The following is a 17,304-nucleotide window of genomic DNA, read 5'->3' as shown; positions in this document are numbered from 1 at the left end:
ATGTCATTAAGTTTTAACAAACCATAAACAAACTAGTTGATCTGATTAAAAATCGTGCTAACTTAATTCGTCGAATCTGACGAGTGCCGAAAATTAAGCCAATCCTTAGATGTATTTTACGGAGTCAATAAAAAATCCACAAATTGGGAAGATTTTTTAAGAAACAGTATTGAACTCACACAAATCTTTTATAAATATAAAAAACAACAACTTAAAAAAATCGCACTAAGCCGTAATCATCGCCATTATTCTCAGTTGACTTTTTCACTCACAGACTTATCCACAGGCTGGGAGTCATTTTGCCATGGCTGAAATAGTGCTTCTGTGGCATGCTTAGCGCCATCTAAGTCATCGATAAACGAAAAATACCTATGCCAACCGTCGCTAAAAACCCACTTGTGCTTGTGGATGGATCTTCTTATTTGTATCGCGCTTATTATGCGCCTCCTCACCTGACAAACTCAAAGGGCGAAGCAACGGGTGCCGTTTATGGCGTAGTGAATATGTTGCGCAGCTTGTTGACCCGTTATCAACCAAGCCATATCGCAGTCGTGTTCGATGCCAAGGGAAAAACCTTCCGCAATGACATGTACAGCGAATACAAAGCACAGCGCCCACCTATGCCTGATGATCTACGTTCGCAAATCGAACCCTTGCATCGCATTATTCGCGCACTAGGTTTACCACTGATTTCGATTTCCGGCGTCGAAGCCGATGACGTGATCGGTACTATTGCCCGCCAAGCCAGCTTAGAAAACCGTGCCGTGCTTATCAGCACAGGCGATAAAGACATGGCCCAGTTAGTGGATGAGAACGTTACGCTCATCAACACCATGACAGACACCATAATGGGCCCAGAAGAAGTCGTCACCAAATTTGGTGTCGGTCCAGACCGTATCATAGATTTACTCGCGCTGATGGGCGACAAGGCCGACAACATTCCAGGCTTACCCGGCGTAGGTGAGAAAACGGCGCTCGCTATGCTCACGGGAGCCGGCAGTGTGAGTAACTTATTAGCGGAACCCGAAAAAGTCGCCGAGCTCGGCTTTAGAGGTTCTAAAACCATGGCGGCGAAAATCATTGAAAATGCCGACATGCTCAAGCTTTCTTACGAACTCGCCACCATCAAAACCGATGTCGAACTTGAGCAAGATTGGCACGAACTCACTCTCATGCCAGCAGACAAAGATGAACTGATCAAATGCTACGGCGAGATGGAGTTTAAACGTTGGTTAGCTGAAGTCTTAGATAATAAAATGACGGCAAATACCTCAATTGATGCGGCATCCACAGAAACGCAAGAAGACTCATCTCCAGTCGAAGCGATTGAAACACAGTACGACTGCATTCTCACCGAAGCCGAATTAGACACTTGGATTGCTAAGCTTAAACAAGCCGACTTAATGGCAATCGATACTGAGACCACCAGCTTAGATTACATGGTGGCCGAATTAGTCGGGATTTCCTTCGCCGTTGAGACAGGAAAAGCCGCTTATCTTCCTTTGACCCACGATTACGTTGGTGCACCGACTCAAATCGATAAAACGGTCGCGTTAGAAAAACTGCGTCCGCTGCTTGAGGATCCAAAGATCAAGAAAGTCGGTCAAAATCTTAAGTACGACATCAGTATCTTAGCCAATGCAGGGATCAAACTACAGGGCGTCGCTTTCGACACTATGCTCGAATCCTATGTTTTCAACTCAGTGGCTTCGCGCCATGATATGGATGGTTTAGCGCTCAAGTACTTAGGCCATAAGAATATCAGCTTTGAAGAAATCGCCGGTAAAGGTGCAAAACAGCTGACCTTCAACCAAATTCCACTGGAAACGGCTGCGCCTTATGCGGCCGAAGATGCCGACATCACACTGCGTTTACACCAACATTTATGGCCAAGACTCGAGAAAGAAGCCGAACTTGCCGCCATGTTTACCGGAGTCGAATTACCGCTAATCCAAGTATTGTCGGACATTGAACGTCAAGGGGTATTAATCGACAGTATGTTACTTGGCCAACAGAGCGATGAACTGGCGCGTAAAATCGATACCTTAGAAGAAAAAGCCTACGACATTGCTGGTGAAAAATTCAATCTTGGTTCACCTAAGCAGCTGCAAGTATTGTTTTATGAAAAGCTAGGTTATCCGATCACCAAAAAGACCCCAAAGGGTGCGCCATCGACCGCGGAAGAAGTATTAGTCGAATTAGCCTTAGATTTCCCACTGCCAAAAGTGATCCTCGAGCATCGAAGCCTATCTAAGTTAAAGAGTACTTACACCGATAAGCTGCCACTGATGGTCAACGCCAAAACGGGTCGCGTACACACTAGCTATCATCAAGCTAATGCGGCAACAGGTCGCTTATCGTCAAGCGAACCTAACCTGCAAAATATTCCGATTCGCACCGAAGAAGGTCGCCGTATTCGCCAAGCCTTTATCGCCCCAGCAGGCCGTAAAATTTTGGCCGCCGACTACTCGCAAATCGAACTACGGATCATGGCCCATTTATCCCAAGATGCAGGCTTACTCAAAGCCTTCGCCGAGGGCAAAGACATTCATAGAGCCACTGCTGCAGAAGTATTTGGTACCGACTTTGATGAAGTAACCACAGAACAACGCCGCCGTGCCAAAGCGGTTAACTTCGGCTTAATTTATGGCATGTCAGCCTTTGGTTTGGCGCGTCAGCTTGATATCCCACGCCATGAAGCACAAACCTATATCGATACCTACTTTGCCCGTTATCCTGGCGTATTACGTTATATGGAAGAAACGCGCGCGGGTGCTGCTGACTTAGGTTATGTGTCGACTCTGTTTGGTCGTCGCCTCTACTTGCCCGAAATCCGTGATCGTAATGCGATGCGCCGCCAAGGTGCTGAACGTGCTGCGATTAACGCGCCAATGCAAGGTACGGCTGCTGACATCATCAAAAAGGCCATGATCAATATTGCCCAGTGGGGCAAAACAGAAACCCAAGGCGAAATCACTATGATCATGCAGGTTCACGATGAATTAGTGTTTGAAGTCGATGCGGATAAAGCAGAGGCACTTAAAAAGACAATCTGCACCTTGATGGCGCAAGCAGCTAATCTCGATGTTGAACTGCTTGCCGAAGCAGGCATTGGTGATAACTGGGATGAAGCCCACTAATCTCAGTAATATCCAGAAGAACACTATCAATATGATTTAACTGAAAATAAAGCTAATCTGACTTCAATATTTTGAGCTCAGATTAGCTCTCTCCAGTCTTAATCGCCTCTAAGAACATCAATACAGAGTCCTTTTCATCACTCAGCATAAATAACCCTTTCACAATACAAATAAGCTCGTTAAGTTAGACAAACTTCATCGGCAGAAAATGATTCACTCACAGCCAAACAATCTTTACCTGATACATTTGGCAGTAGAGTTCATCGATACACTGCCACAGCAGATGGATATTAAAAGGTGTGATTTACTCGAATTGAAACTGCATTCAAGTCAGCCATATATGCTCAAGAATGCCATAACAGTTGTTCTCTCACGCGTACACCAAAATCTTAGGTCAGGATTAGAGTAAAAAATCAAATCTCAAATATTGATCACTTTTGTATATAAATTTCGAGTTTTCTCTTTAAATCAGCCAATTAACCATTTTCACTGAAATTTTAGGATCAGTTTGAGATGCTTTTTCACTCACAACCTGAGATCAAGCGCACATAATTACCTCTTTTTTGAAAAAACTGTTTTCCATTTAAAGATAAATAGAGTAATATTCTCTGCGTAGGGTACAGAGGTTAAGATGTTCTATCTTTCAGACCTTTATTTCACTTATAGTGATGAGCCAAATTCTGGCGCCTCAGCAACTTGTTTGCTGAGGCTTTTTTTTGCTCTTTTTTCAGACTTTAAGTAAATTTTAGAGTATTTACTTTAATAAGGAGTGAATTGGCTGTATGCTAGTTTCATTGAGAACCATTGAAGCTAATTTGATGGTGCTTGAGTCTTGTTGAATTTAGCTTCTCCCCAAAAGAGCTAATATTTTTGGCCGATGATAATATCATCGGCTATTTTTTTGCCTGAGATTAACGAATAACCGATGGGAATGAGACTGAACAAAAGAGAAAAAATTGCAGTAAAAACAAAGAGGAGGTATACACAGTCAAATTCTACCATGTACACCAAAACAGGCGATATTATTCAGCGTTATTCGCTGCATCTAACTCATCAGTCAGCCACTGTGGATGACACCATTCATTAAGAATTGCCAACACTTTAGGCTTACCGGTACCTTTGAGTGATGAGAAGGGTTCAACTTGCACCCAGTCGCCAAACTCACTTAGTGCAAGACGCACTTCATTTACGGTTTTCATCTTAGCGCTTTGAGCTAATTTGTCTGACTTCGTTAGCAAAGCTAATACCGGAATTTCACTAGCAACTGCCCATTCAATCATCTGCATATCGAGATCTTTTAATGGATGACGAATATCCATCAAGACAACCACGCCACTTAAACAAGCGCGTTTTTGCAAATATTCACCCAATGCTTGCTGCCATTTATTTTTCAACGCAAGTGGGACTTGCGCAAAGCCATAACCAGGCAAGTCAACTAAACGACGCTGAGCATCTAACTCAAATACGTTAATTAGTTGAGTACGGCCCGGTGTTTTACTGGTTCTTGCTAAACTTTTTTGCTCAGTTAATGCATTGAGTGCACTAGACTTTCCAGCATTAGAGCGGCCAGCAAATGCAATCTCAACTCCAACATCGCCGGGCAGATATTGATCCAAATGTGCAATGTCAGGTGCACTGATTAAAAACTTTGCCCTACGAAAATCTATACGAGATTCAGTCACTATTTACTCCGAAATTTTTCTACGCAATACCATAATTTATGAAGAATTACTTACTTTCCCACGTTTTCGTGTAAAATATTACTCCGATCACATTAATCATATTTTACCACGCTTGCGGGTCACCCTAGTAAGCTCAGGATAATAATTTAACCAGAAGTTGGAACGCCATGAAAAAGCTAGCTCTTGCGCTGTCTGTTGTAATTGCCGCCATATCTTCACCTGCGATTGCTGAAGGTAATGCTGAAGCGGGAAAAACGAAAATCATTGTCTGTTCGGCCTGTCACGGTATGGACGGTAACAGTATGATCGATATGTACCCCAAAATTGCGGGACAACACGCCACTTACCTCCAAAAGCAACTACATGATTTCCGTAGCGCAGCACAAACTGGCGGTAAAGATGGGCGTATGGATCCTATCATGAGTGGCATGGCAATGCCTCTAAGCGATCAGGATATTCTCGACATTAGCGCATATTTTTCTAGCCAAGCAATCCAAGTGGCTGAAGCAAAAGATGTTCCTGAGTTAGGTGCTAAACTTTACAAGGGTGGTGATGTTTCTCGTGGCATTACCGCTTGTATGGCATGTCATGGCCCAGATGGTAAAGGCGCTGAGCTTGCAGGTTTTCCAACGTTGGCAGGCCAACACGCAAACTACATCAAGATCCAGCTGACAAAATTCCGTGAAGCTGGCCGCCATAATGACTTGAATGGCATGATGCAAGATGTGGCTAAAAAACTAAATGATAGCGATATCGACGCGCTATCAAAGTATCTTTCTAGCCTGAAGTAATCTTCGCGAGTGAAAAGAAGGGTGTATTGTCACCCTTTTTTTACACCACAAAGTTGACGTGGACGTAAACTGCAAAGATTCGTGCTTGACATAGATCACAGATTTCGGTTTAATAAGCCCCGTACCGAGATAAACCCATCTGTTTGTACAAAAAGATTAATAATAACTTACAGGTTTCGGTATAATTAACGTTTAAGATATAAGAATAAAGATACTCAATAACAATAATATACTTAAGACCACTCTCTAATAATAACAAGAGTCGTGATTTCCACTTGAAATCCAGGTCAGCACAATTTTGTAAGGGATGGCCGATAACGCCAATTTGCTTCTAGCAAAACACCTTACGCTAAGGGTAACTTGCCCCATCAGGACATAGTTTACATGATGTAAACTGTAGCAAAGGAAGCGATAAGCTTAGGATGCACTGGCTGGATGCTTGTTATCACAGGAAGGTACTTAAGTAACATGGATGGTTAACTCGACGTCAATGATGACGATGCTTTAAAAGATGTGTTGCGAGACCATCTACGGAAACTGTAGTCAGGATGGCGACAGAAAAAAATAAAGTGTCTGGAAGACCATTAACAAAAATAATGCAGGGAAAGCAGTAAAAAAAAGAAGGATACCGACCGGGAAAGTCGCATAGCAAGTATGGATACTTGGAATCAGGATAAGGTGCTAAAGCACCCTTTGTAAGGCGGCAGTTTAACTGCCGCCTTTTTTCTTTTGTAACACCCCATTAGTGTCTAAAATGTGCACTCAACCAATATAATTGGTACAATCAAAGCCTTAATAACCACTTCAGCAGACTCAATGCCCAGATGCCCTCTTTGTCATAACAGTCAGACACGACTCCTTCATCAAGATAAAAAGCGGAGTTTTTATGTTTGCAAGACATGTGAGTTAACCTTTGCGGATGCGAATAGCCATTTACCCCCCGCGGCAGAGAAGCAAAGATACGGTCGTTCACGCATAGCGTCGAAGCAAAAACAGTTATCGCAATTTATTTTGCCGCTGTTAGCGCAATTAGAGCAGCAACAAGCGGGCAGTTTATTAGGATTGAATTTTGGTCGCATACTCGATGATGAGAGCCTGACGACCATAGAAAATGCGGGCCACAAGTTAAATCAATATGATCCCTTTTTTGCCCCGAATCATGATGTGTTAAAGCTAGAGTATGATTTTATCTGCTGTTATCGGGTGTTTGAGCATTTTCAAAACCCTATAAAAGAGTGGACTTTGCTCTCTCGGCTACTGCATTCTGGTGGTTGGTTAGCGATAAGCACACCATTACTGACTGAATTAGATGGTTTTGCTAAGTGGCATTATAAGAACAACCTCACCCATGTGAGCTTTTATCAGCGACAAACCTTCGAGTACCTCGCAAACAATAGCGATTTTGAACTATTATTTGCCGCAAAGGACCTCGTTTTGATGCAAAAAACATCATAATCTGGTATAACACTCGGCCTAATTTCGCACCTTGTAGACAAGCTCACCCTTAGTCTGCAAGGCCATACGTTGTAAATAATTGAGAAGACCATGTCTCGTAGCAAGAAAACACGCAAGGGCGGCGAGAACAGCCCTAAGTTACAGCCAAGAGTGAAGAAGCAAGATCGCGCTGTAGCGACTGGCAAACGTAAAGATTCTGGCAATAAATCAGGTAGTCGTCATAACGAAAGCTTAATTTTAGCGCAAGCGCCGCAACAGCAGGCCGCTAAGAAAAAAGACCCGCGTCATGGCAGTAAAAAGCCTGTGGCTTTAGCAATTCCTGCGGCAGTGGTAACAGATAAAGCCGCTCAGCCAAAAGTGAAACAAGCTAAGCTGACTGACGAGCAAAAACTGCTGAAATTGGAAGAAGATCCAAGACTAAATCAGCTGTTAGATATGCTTGAAGAAGGCCGCGACCTCAACGAGGTTGACCAAAAGTGGTTAGATCAACAGCTAAATAAGATTGAAGCTCTGATGATTAAACTGGGCATTAGCGACGATATGGATGATGACACACCTTCATCACCTGCTAAGTCTTTGTCTGACGATGAGTTGTTCGACAAGTTCGAATCAGGCGCTGACTTACTAAAAGATTATCAAGACAAGTTCTAACCTCTCAGTGCTAAGGCATAGGGAACTCAGTTTTTAGCTGTGGCTCCTTATGCCATTCATATAAGGAGTCTCTGTGTCTACGACTATCATTATTCTCGGTTTTATCATCATAGTAGCGCTAAGTAGCTACGCCACCTTCTTAATCCTAAAACTCAAGCAGCAAAAAAAGCGTCAGCAGGCTGAACAAGCCGAGCGTGAAGTGACTGCGAACGCAAAACGTGCCCAAGTTTTAGATGATATCCGCTATATCGCCACCGCCATGATTGAAGACCGCTGTGAGATCTCTGAAGGCGTGGTCAGGATTGGGCGATTATTTGAAATCCTGTCATTAAGTGAGCGTGTGGCTCCCGATTACCCTTCATTATTCAAACACTTTGAGTTAATTAAAAATCATCCCATCATGGATGCTCGTCAAGCCTTGCCTAAGCAAGAAAGAATGAAGTTAGACTTGATCAGAATGAAGTCCGAAGCCGCATTAGAGCAAGGCATCAGTGATGATGCGAAAAAACTGGCGGATTACCAAGCCAAAGCGATGCATTAAACCAGCCCATTGCTATACCTCAAGACCACTTATATTGTGGTTTTGAGGTTATCTCGATAAAACCTGCACCAATCTTACCCTCCTTACTCCCGTGAGCCTGCGCACAAAATCGCCAAATATCGACAGACAAGCGTACTTTTTTGATAGATATTGCGTAACTTCTAAAAAGACAGACGTCATTTTTACAACCTAGATCAAGGTTATTTACTTAAGAACCTTGCATACTTCGCTTGTTGCTAATTTACCCACGGAGGACACGCCTTGAAGCAGCCCACTCAGATTAGCTGGGATCAGTCGATGATCGAAAAATATAACTACAGCGGTCCCCGTTATACCTCTTACCCAACGGCATTAGAGTTCGATGACACATTCACCGAACAAAACCTGCTGACGGCCATTGAAAATAGCAAAAGCGATAAACTGTCGCTGTATATTCATATCCCGTTCTGCGCCAAGCTTTGTTATTACTGCGGCTGTAATAAAGTCATCACCCGCCACCAACACAAAGCCGATCAGTACATTGAATATTTAAGCCAAGAAATTATTAAACGTGCCCCCCTGTTCAAACATTACAGTGTGACCCAAATGCATTGGGGCGGCGGTACACCCACTTTCTTAAATCCAGAGCAAATTTTAAAGCTGACATCATTGATTAAAGCCAACTTTAACTTTGCGGATGAAGGTGAGTTTTCAATTGAAGTCGATCCTCGCGAGATAGAACTGTCAATGCTCGACACGTTGAAAGAAGCGGGCTTTAACCGGATCTCCATCGGCGTACAAGATTTCAATAAAGAAGTGCAAATTGCCGTTAATCGCGAACAAGACGAGCAATTTATCTTCGACTTAATGGCCAAAGCGAAAGCCATGGGTTTTGTGTCGACCAACATAGATTTAATCTATGGTTTGCCACACCAAACGCCAGAAACCTTTGCCGTCACTATGCAGCGCGTTTTAGATTTATCGCCTGACCGTCTGTCGGTATTTAACTATGCTCACTTACCTGCGCGCTTTGCCGCTCAACGTAAGATCAAAGACGAGCATTTACCTTCGCCAAAACAAAAACTCGAAATGCTGCACCAAACTATCGAGACCTTAACTGGCGCAGGCTACCAATATATCGGTATGGACCACTTTGCTAAACCCGATGACGAGTTAGCCAAGTTACAGCGCGAAGGCAGACTGCACCGCAACTTCCAAGGTTATACAACCCAAGAAGAATGTGATTTGTTAGGTCTTGGCGTATCGTCCATCAGTCAGATTGGCGATTGCTATGCGCAAAACCAGAAAGATATCCGCCCTTACTATGAGGCCATAGATAAGGAAGGCCATGCTTTGTGGAAAGGTTGCAGCCTAAACCGTGACGATGAAATCCGCCGTGTAGTGATTAAACAGCTGATTTGCCACTTCGAACTGGATATGGCGAAAATTGATGAGAAACTGGGGATTAACTTCGAAACCTATTTCGCGGAAGATCTTAAGTTAATGCAGACATTTATCGATGATAAGTTAGTTGAAATCGTCGACAGACAGATCACTATCAGCCCTACTGGCCGTTTATTGATCCGCAATATCTGTATGTGCTTCGATCTTTACTATCGTCAAAAAGCGCGTCAGCAACAGTTCTCACGCGTGATCTAAACGCTTATTGCTGCACTCGCAAACGCTCACAAAAAATCCGACTCTAGAGTCGGATTTTTTATTCATTGCAATTTTTAGTAACGACTCAGAATCGACTTATGCCTTAGCGGCATAAAGTGCTTTGCGCTCACTGTCCGATAAAAATGCCATTTCAACGCCGTTACGTTGCACCTGCGCTAACTCAGCATCGGTTAACTTGAGTTCAGATTTGGCGATACGATACTCATGCTTAATATCGATAGCGCTCACACCGGGATCATCGGTATTTAGGCTTATCAACACGCCTGCATCCATAAAGGTTCTGAATGGATGCTCAGCGTAAGAAGCCACAGTAGAAGTATGCAAGTTACTGGTTGGGCAAGATTCGATGCCAATACGGTGCTTAGCAAGATATTCCATCAGCTTAGGATCGTGAATCGCGTTCACCCCATGACCAATTCGAGTTGCGCCAAGTTCTTGAATCGCTTGCCACATACTTTGTGAACCCGCAGCTTCACCGGCGTGAGCCGTAATCGCAAGGCCAGCATCACGAACACGTTTAAAGTGATCGTTAAATAACTCGCCAGGGAAGCCTAATTCATCACCGGCTAAGTCCATAGCCACGAGATGTTGTTTATGGGCGAGTAAGCCTTCAAGTTCTTGAGTACAAGCAGCTTGACCAAATGAACGTGACATAATGCCAATCAAATTGATCTTCACGTTATAGTCTTTTAAGCCCGCTTTAACGCCGTCAACTACCGCCTCAACTACGCCTTCAATCGGTAACTTATGGTTCATCGCCATATAGTAAGGACTAAAACGTAACTCAGCGTAATCTAAGCCAGATAACGCCGCATCGGCAACGTTTTCATAGGCGACGCGTTTAACTGCATCCAAATCTGCGAGTACGGCAACCATCCAATCGAGCTTCTTTAAGAAGGCGACTAAGCTAGTTTCTTTCCCCTGAATTTGCACAAAAGGTGCGAGCGTCTCTAAAGAATCGGCAGGTAGCGCAATGCCGTGTTGGTGTCCTAGTTCCCAAATGGTATTTACCCGCACATTACCGTCTAGGTGACGATGCAGATCCACCAATGGAATGGATGTATCAATCATATTTAACCCCTATTTGAACTACCCAGCCAATGCTTTTGTTATTTGGTCGCGGGCGGACACTAAGTTTAACACGCATTTTCGGGGGCATTTATGCGCTAAACGCATTTAAATTCACATTCAGTCACAATTCTGCTTAATATCCATACAAGGAACGGCCGCATTCATCAGGCATAATGACTTCAATAACAACGAAAATATCAGAGATCTAACATGCATAAACTCTTAACCCCCAGTTTATTGATATGCGCATTAGGCGCCTGCAGTGCCACTCAAACCACAAAAAATATTCAAACCCCATCGTCACAGACAATATCAGCAGCACAGTCGCAAGTTGAGCCAATCGCTCCCGCGCTGCAAGCGATTATCGACCAAAGCTGGCAATTACAGCTCAGTGCGAATCCTGAAATGGCTTACAGCATGGACGATGCCAGTGCCGCAGGAAAATTAACGGATCTCTCGCCAGCCGCGCTCGCTAAGCTTAATCAAGGTCAAATCGCAGTACTAGCGCAGCTCAAAGCACTCGACCGCAGCAGTTTGAGTAAAGAAGATAAGATTAACGCTCAAATACTGGAAGATCAGATCCAAAACGATATCGACCTATATCGTTTCAAGGATTATTACCTGCCCATTACGGCGGAAAGCGGCTTCCACGCTTATATCACGTCAATCGCACAGGGAAGATTCAACACCCTTGAGGATTACCGCAACTATATCGCCAAACTCAATGCACTCCCGACCTATTTCGCCCAGCAAACCCACTGGCTAAAACAAGGATTAGCCGAGGGAATAACGCCGCCAAAAGTGACACTCAATGGCTTTGAAGACAGTATCAGCGCTTATATCGTCCCTGTTGAAAAGAGCAGTTATTTCAAACCTTTTACGCAATATCCCAACTATTTCAGTGAGGCACAAAAAACTCAGCTAACCCAAGAAGGTCGCGCTTTAGTCGAGCAAAAAGTCCTACCGCTATATCAAAACTTCTATGATTTCATGACTAAAGAGTACATTCCCAATGCACGGGAAAATATCGCAGCCAGTAGCTTACCTAACGGTGCTGAGTTTTATGAGAATCGGGTACGTTACTATACGACCTTGAATATGACGTCGACGCAAGTGCATGAACTGGGCTTAAAAGAAGTACAACGTATCCGCCAAGAAATGGAGCAAATCATCAAGTCCGTTGGCTTTAAAGGCAGCTTTGCCGACTTCTTACATTTCCTGCGGACCGATCCCCAGTTCTACACCACCAGTGCCGATCAGTTACTCAAAGAAGCGGCATTTATTGCCAAAAAAGCCGATGCCATGCTGCCTAAGTACTTCGGCAAACTCCCACGCCAGCCCTATGGTATAGCACCAGTGCCCGCCGAAATTGCACCGAAATACACCACAGGGCGATATTCAGGATCGAACAGCGATGATGAACCCGGTTACTACTGGGTCAACACTTATGCATTGGATAAGCGCCCACTCTACGAGCTAGAAGCCTTAACCTTGCACGAAGCCGTACCCGGTCATCATCTGCAAATTTCACTCAACTCTGAGCTAACCTCACTCCCAGATTTCCGTCGTTATGGCTATATCTCTGCCTTTGGTGAAGGATGGGGGCTATATTGCGAATATTTAGGTTTAGAAGCGGGTTTCTACCAAGATCCATACAGTAACTTTGGCCGCCTAACCTATGAAATGTGGCGGGCGGCGCGTTTAGTCGTAGACACAGGCATGCATGCCCAAGGGTGGAGTCGTCAACAAGCCATCGACTTTATGGCCAGCAATACCGCACTATCACTGCACAATGTCACTACCGAAATTGACCGCTATATTTCGTGGCCAGGACAAGCCTTGTCCTACAAAATTGGTGAGTTAACAATCAAACGATTACGTGCCAAGGCAGAACAGGAACTCGGCGACAAATTTGATATTCGTGCCTTCCACGATGCTGTGCTCGAAAATGGCTCTGTGCCTATGTCGATCCTCGAACAGCAAATCAATGATTTTATTGAAGCGAAAAAGGCGACACGCTAAGTTAATGAAATTCATGGGAGTCGGTATTTTCAGACTCCCATGGTTGTCTGTTACACTCTAACAAACCATTCAAGCCAAATGATTTGCGACTGAGTATGAGCCAAGCCAAAGCGACATTTTCGACTGAACACGATTTAAATACCTCAGAGCAGCAAGCCTTCTGGCAAAGCGTTGTTCAAGACACGCTAGCCTCTGCCGACGGCGTCACGCTGGCCTATATGATGGTCAAACATCCCCAAGCGCATACCGCAATCGTTCTCAGCAGTGGCCGAGTCGAGTCCTATTTAAAGTATCAAGAATTGGTCTTCGACTTATACCAACAAGGTTACTCTGTTTATGCCATAGATCACCGTGGCCAAGGGCTATCGGATCGTATGACAATCAATCCACACATGGGCCATGTGCGAAGATTCAATGATTATATTGATGATTTTGCACTATTTATGCAGAAGATAGTGTTACCACAAAACGACAAACAACTCATGCTACTTGGCCATTCAATGGGTGGCGCGATTGGCACTTTGTATCTCAAACAGCATCCCGATATTTTTACCGCCGCGGCATTTTCCGCACCCATGTATGGCATTAAATTACCTATGCCAAAAGCGTTCGTACGCTGGTTAGCCAGTAAACTCGATACCACACTCAATGGCGGCGAGCCTAATTATGTACTTGCAGGACAAAACTATAAACCTGTTCCATTCAAAGGGAATGAGCTAACTCACAGCCAAAGCCGATACCAAGCCTACCGAGAATTGTATGATGCTGCTCCTAAGTTACAACTCGGTTCACCCACTAACCGTTGGTTGACTGAATCTTTAGATGCGGCAGATACTTGCGTACTGGCAACGGCACAAATTCGCACTCCGATACTGATACTGCAAGCGAGTGAAGATAAGATTGTTGATAATGCGGCCCAGAATCTCGCCGTGAGTACCCATTGCCAATTGAAAGTAATCGCTGGGGCTGCCCATGAGATTTTTATGGAAAAAGACGCCTGCCGAAACCAAGCCTTAAACTATGCTCTCGACTTCTTTAAACGCTACGCAATAAAGGACGAGGACAAACAAGCTGGATAAAGTCCGCTTGGTTTAAAGCTCGACTGAATAAATAGCCCTGATAGCCATCACAGCCTAGTTCAACAAAAGCTTGATATTGTTGGGATGATTCGACACCTTTGGCGACAACGCTCAAATTGAATTGCCGCGCAGAGGTAATAAGTACATTCACTTTTGTTGGCATTGTGGTTAATGAATCGATACAACTCATATCCAATTTAACCGCAACTAATGGCTGATTAGCTAAGCAGCTCAAGGCACTCAAACCCGAACCGAAATGATCGAGGATGATGCCTACACCTGCTTCAACTAACTTAGAGACACGCTCATCGACAAACTGTGGTTGCATTAACAATGCGGCCTCATTGAGCTCAATACCCAGTTGATTAGCCACAATACCATGCTCCTTAACTAACCCAACGAATGCATCAACAAAATCAGCCTGACCAAATGAGAATGCACTGATATTGAGAGTCAAAGGAGGCAAACTCCTTCCTTGAGCCCGCGATTTCTGAATAAACAGACACACCCGCTTTGCCACCCAAAGATCAAGCTCAGCAATAATTCCCCCTTGTTCTGCTAACGCCACAAATTCAGCTGGCGGAATAAACTCTCCATCAGCACGATACCAACGCGTGAGCACTTCAGCCGAGACAAGTTCACTGGTCGCATTGATCACAGGCTGGAACATTAACGTTAAGCTATCTTGTTGTAATGCGGTTTGTAATTCCTGTTGCAACAGCTCATCACGGCTCTGGCGAAAGTCCATTTCAGCATGGTAAAAAGCGCACCCAGCTTGACCTGCTTGCTTAGCGCTTAACGTTGCCAACTCGGCACGACGCATGACTAAAGCAGGATCTAAGGTTTCTATACTATCGAGTAAACAGATCCCCACACACGCGCTCAGCTCAAAGTGATGATGACCGTAATGGAATGGTCGAGCAATCACTTGCCTTAACTCACTCGCAAGGGCTAAAGCACGACGAGCAGCGGCTGACGCATCTGCCGCTAAATCTTTAGCAAGCAAAACGAAATTACCAGACTCTAATCGACCGACCGTTATATTTTCAGTGAAATAACTCGATAAACGGGCCGCGATTTGCGTTAACAAGCGCTCTAATTCATGGGAATGTAAAGTGGCGACCAATCCTAAGCGATCCACCTCAACGAGCAGCAATGCCCCCCATTGCCCCGAACTATTACCTTGGGTTAAAAATTGAGATAAACGCACCATAAAGACATCGGGCAACATCTTGCGACCGACAACAGATTGATCTACAAGCTCAGTAATTGCAGCATGGTTCTTCGCGCTTTCTGACACATCCATATGAATGCCTATCATGCGAGTCGGGCGCCCTTGGGGATCCCAATCAACTAACATACCGCGGTCTAATACCCACACATAATGGCCATCTCTATGGCGTAAGCGGTGAACACTTTCAAATTCTTTACTCTTTCCGCTAACGTATTCCTGCAAAGCATCTAACACAATCTGCTTATCATCGGGATGTAGCCGCGTCTCCCATGTCTGGAATACTCCAGCCAATTCATCAGGCTCATAACCAATCATCTCTTTCCAGCGATCAGAAAGAAAAACCTCCCCAGTACTAATATCCCAATCCCAAATACCGTTACGCGAACCTTCCACAGCAAATAACCAACGCAATTCACTGTCATTGAGCTGTTTAACTGCCCGACTTAAACGCTCATGTGCCTGCTGCAAACTGGCTTGCAAAGATAAAACTTCAGATGAACTCCAAGGTATCGATGTCGAAAAGGAAGAAGTCCCTACCTGTTTAGCGGCCTCGCTTAATATTTGGAATGGACGGATCAATAGGAAATAGAGAATGAAGGTAAAACCAATGAGTAATAATCCACCCAGCCCCCAAACCCGCATAAAACGTTGTTGTAACTTAGCGGAAGCTTCGGCAACTAAAGGCGCTAAATCGGCTTCAAGATAAATCAAATCAACAGCCCCACCATACTGGGGAAGAACGGGATAATATGCTTGAATAGTTAAACGGTCGAGATTAACGAGGATCTGCGGAAGAAAAGCTTGAACCACAGAGCGGTGAAGGTCTACATCATAACCATCGATGACTTGAGTCGCATTGCTATCACGCCACACAGTATGATTAGCAAAACGAATACGGCTTTCAGCATCAACCAAGATATACACCATAGTGCCCATATCCAGCGCAGCTAAGGAAACCTCCTGCTCAATCCGCTCTACATCCTGTAAAGCTTGCGCCGATTGAACCACATTCTGCATGCGGAACAACTGTTGATTTATCAAAGCCGATTGTCGCTGCGCAAGTTCAGCCCTAACTTGGTCACTTTCGAACAGGTACTCGCCTATGACCAACACTAAATATAGGGTCAGCATACAAAGAGGAAGCAGTACCGCGAGCGAAAGCTTACGAAGCATAGGCAACAGATGGCCGTTAACAAAAAAATTAATATTTTTGTATGCTAACGGGAAACGAACCACTAAGCAAAAGGACTTATCAAACTAAGCGAGATCTTCATGTAAATAATCAACTTAGAGTATAAAAGTCTGAAATAAAGGAAGGAAAAAATGTAAAGAACTAGCAGAAGAACCAAAACTAAAATGAATAGAATAATGCTATATAGCATTGGTCTTTAAATGACGATTTTACAAATTGCAGACGCAAAAAAGCCAGCTTATTCAGCTGGCTTGGTTACATCTCAATGAGATAATTAGGCGCTTGGCGATGACCTACTCTCACATGGGGAGACCCCACACTACCATCGGCGCGTTTGCGTTTCACTTCTGAGTTCGGGATGGGATCAGGTGGTTCCACAAGGCTATTGTCACCAAGCAAATTCTGTTTATTACCGTGTCCATCGCTGGCTCACGCTAATAATAATTCGGAAAGCTGATTTGCTTTGTTTGAGTTCAACAAGTACAAGGATGTACTTGATGTCATAAATGCAGGAGCATTTTATGACCACTTCATCAAGTGTCGATATTCTGTCTAAGGCTGTGTATAAAACCCATCTGGGTTGTATGGTTAAGCCTCTCGAGTCATTAGTACATGTTAGCTCAACGCCTCACAACGCTTACACACCATGCCTATCAACGTCCTAGTCTCGAACGGCTCTTTAGAGGAATTAAATTCCTAGGGATGACTCATCTTAGGGCTCGCTTCCCGCTTAGATGCTTTCAGCGGTTATCGATTCCGAACGTAGCTACCGGGCTAGCTACCGGGC

The 17,304-nt window shown here is 44.3% G+C and carries 11 protein-coding genes and 2 rRNA genes; 8 read left to right on the top strand and 5 right to left on the bottom strand.

Going from position 1 to position 17,304, the window contains the following annotated elements; translation table 11 throughout:
• Positions 1 to 371 precede the first annotated feature (371 nt).
• The gene (gene polA, locus L5L77_RS05640; RefSeq protein WP_263186452.1) at positions 372 to 3,140 is read left to right on the top strand and encodes a DNA polymerase I; all 2,769 of its coding nucleotides are present in this window, start codon (positions 372 to 374) and stop codon (positions 3,138 to 3,140) included.
• Positions 3,141 to 4,162: 1,022 nt separating this feature from the next.
• On the opposite strand, the gene yihA is transcribed toward polA, so the two are convergent.
• Entirely contained in the window at positions 4,163 to 4,822 is a 660-nt protein-coding gene (yihA, locus tag L5L77_RS05635) for a ribosome biogenesis GTP-binding protein YihA/YsxC (RefSeq protein ID WP_006079362.1), read from the bottom strand.
• Between the two features lie 167 nt (positions 4,823 to 4,989).
• Here yihA and L5L77_RS05630 point away from each other — a divergent pair, with 167 nt between their 5' ends.
• From L5L77_RS05630 to hemN, 5 genes are all read left to right on the top strand, one after another.
• Positions 4,990 to 5,613, top strand: coding sequence for a c-type cytochrome (locus L5L77_RS05630; protein ID WP_105250761.1), 624 nt, complete (start codon positions 4,990 to 4,992; stop codon positions 5,611 to 5,613).
• Positions 5,614 to 6,429: 816 nt separating this feature from the next.
• On the top strand, positions 6,430 to 7,068 hold the full coding sequence (locus L5L77_RS05625; RefSeq protein WP_105250762.1) for a class I SAM-dependent methyltransferase: 639 nt from the start codon (positions 6,430 to 6,432) through the stop codon (positions 7,066 to 7,068).
• Between the two features lie 90 nt (positions 7,069 to 7,158).
• Complete coding sequence (gene yihI, locus L5L77_RS05620) at positions 7,159 to 7,719, top strand: Der GTPase-activating protein YihI (RefSeq protein ID WP_105250763.1); 561 nt, start codon at positions 7,159 to 7,161, stop codon at positions 7,717 to 7,719.
• Positions 7,720 to 7,792: 73 nt separating this feature from the next.
• A complete protein-coding gene (locus L5L77_RS05615; RefSeq protein ID WP_212599427.1) occupies positions 7,793 to 8,260 on the top strand; it encodes a DUF2489 domain-containing protein in 468 nt (155 codons plus the stop codon).
• Positions 8,261 to 8,521: 261 nt separating this feature from the next.
• On the top strand, positions 8,522 to 9,898 hold the full coding sequence (gene hemN / locus L5L77_RS05610; protein WP_263182235.1) for an oxygen-independent coproporphyrinogen III oxidase: 1,377 nt from the start codon (positions 8,522 to 8,524) through the stop codon (positions 9,896 to 9,898).
• A gap of 96 nt (positions 9,899 to 9,994) precedes the next feature.
• Here the strand turns inward: hemN and add are convergent, their stop codons facing one another.
• Entirely contained in the window at positions 9,995 to 10,990 is a 996-nt protein-coding gene (gene add / locus L5L77_RS05605; protein ID WP_219235140.1) for an adenosine deaminase, read from the bottom strand.
• A 210-nt stretch (positions 10,991 to 11,200) separates the two neighbouring features.
• Here add and L5L77_RS05600 point away from each other — a divergent pair, with 210 nt between their 5' ends.
• Together L5L77_RS05600 and L5L77_RS05595 are read left to right on the top strand one after the other, a co-directional pair.
• Positions 11,201 to 13,012 (top strand): DUF885 domain-containing protein, encoded by a 1,812-nt coding sequence (locus L5L77_RS05600; protein WP_263186453.1) that lies wholly within the window; start codon positions 11,201 to 11,203, stop codon positions 13,010 to 13,012.
• 95 nt (positions 13,013 to 13,107) lie between these two features.
• Positions 13,108 to 14,091: an alpha/beta fold hydrolase gene (locus tag L5L77_RS05595; protein WP_198573810.1), complete on the top strand. Its 984-nt coding sequence runs from the start codon at positions 13,108 to 13,110 to the stop codon at positions 14,089 to 14,091.
• Here L5L77_RS05595 and L5L77_RS05590 read toward each other — a convergent pair.
• The 3 genes from L5L77_RS05590 to L5L77_RS05580 all read right to left on the bottom strand — a co-directional run.
• Positions 14,048 to 16,498 carry a GGDEF domain-containing phosphodiesterase gene (locus L5L77_RS05590; protein WP_263141238.1) on the bottom strand — a complete coding sequence of 817 codons (2,451 nt, stop codon included), beginning with the start codon at positions 16,496 to 16,498 and terminating at the stop codon, positions 14,048 to 14,050. The genes L5L77_RS05595 and L5L77_RS05590 overlap by 44 nt on opposite strands.
• A 299-nt stretch (positions 16,499 to 16,797) precedes the next feature.
• A 5S ribosomal RNA gene (rrf, locus tag L5L77_RS05585) occupies positions 16,798 to 16,913 on the bottom strand.
• A 188-nt stretch (positions 16,914 to 17,101) separates the two neighbouring features.
• Positions 17,102 to 17,304 (bottom strand): 23S ribosomal RNA (locus L5L77_RS05580); the annotation flags it as partial.

The organism is Shewanella sp. SM29 (assembly GCF_025654245.1).
Lineage (GTDB): Bacteria > Pseudomonadota > Gammaproteobacteria > Enterobacterales > Shewanellaceae > Shewanella > Shewanella oncorhynchi.
This window is presented reverse-complemented; position numbering and strand designations above follow the sequence as displayed.

What these genes read in the sequence shown, in the direction of transcription:
- L5L77_RS05630 (WP_105250761.1), top strand. Translation starts at nt 4,990, where the DNA reads ATGAAAAAGCTAGCTCTTGCGCTGTCTGTTGTAATTGCCGCCATATCT.
- L5L77_RS05625 (WP_105250762.1), top strand. Translation starts at nt 6,430, where the DNA reads ATGCCCAGATGCCCTCTTTGTCATAACAGTCAGACACGACTCCTTCAT.
- L5L77_RS05595 (WP_198573810.1), top strand. Translation starts at nt 13,108, where the DNA reads ATGAGCCAAGCCAAAGCGACATTTTCGACTGAACACGATTTAAATACC.
- add (WP_219235140.1), bottom strand. Translation starts at nt 10,990, where the DNA reads ATGATTGATACATCCATTCCATTGGTGGATCTGCATCGTCACCTAGAC.
- polA (WP_263186452.1), top strand. Translation starts at nt 372, where the DNA reads ATGCCAACCGTCGCTAAAAACCCACTTGTGCTTGTGGATGGATCTTCT.
- L5L77_RS05600 (WP_263186453.1), top strand. Translation starts at nt 11,201, where the DNA reads ATGCATAAACTCTTAACCCCCAGTTTATTGATATGCGCATTAGGCGCC.
- yihI (WP_105250763.1), top strand. Translation starts at nt 7,159, where the DNA reads ATGTCTCGTAGCAAGAAAACACGCAAGGGCGGCGAGAACAGCCCTAAG.
- L5L77_RS05590 (WP_263141238.1), bottom strand. Translation starts at nt 16,498, where the DNA reads ATGCTTCGTAAGCTTTCGCTCGCGGTACTGCTTCCTCTTTGTATGCTG.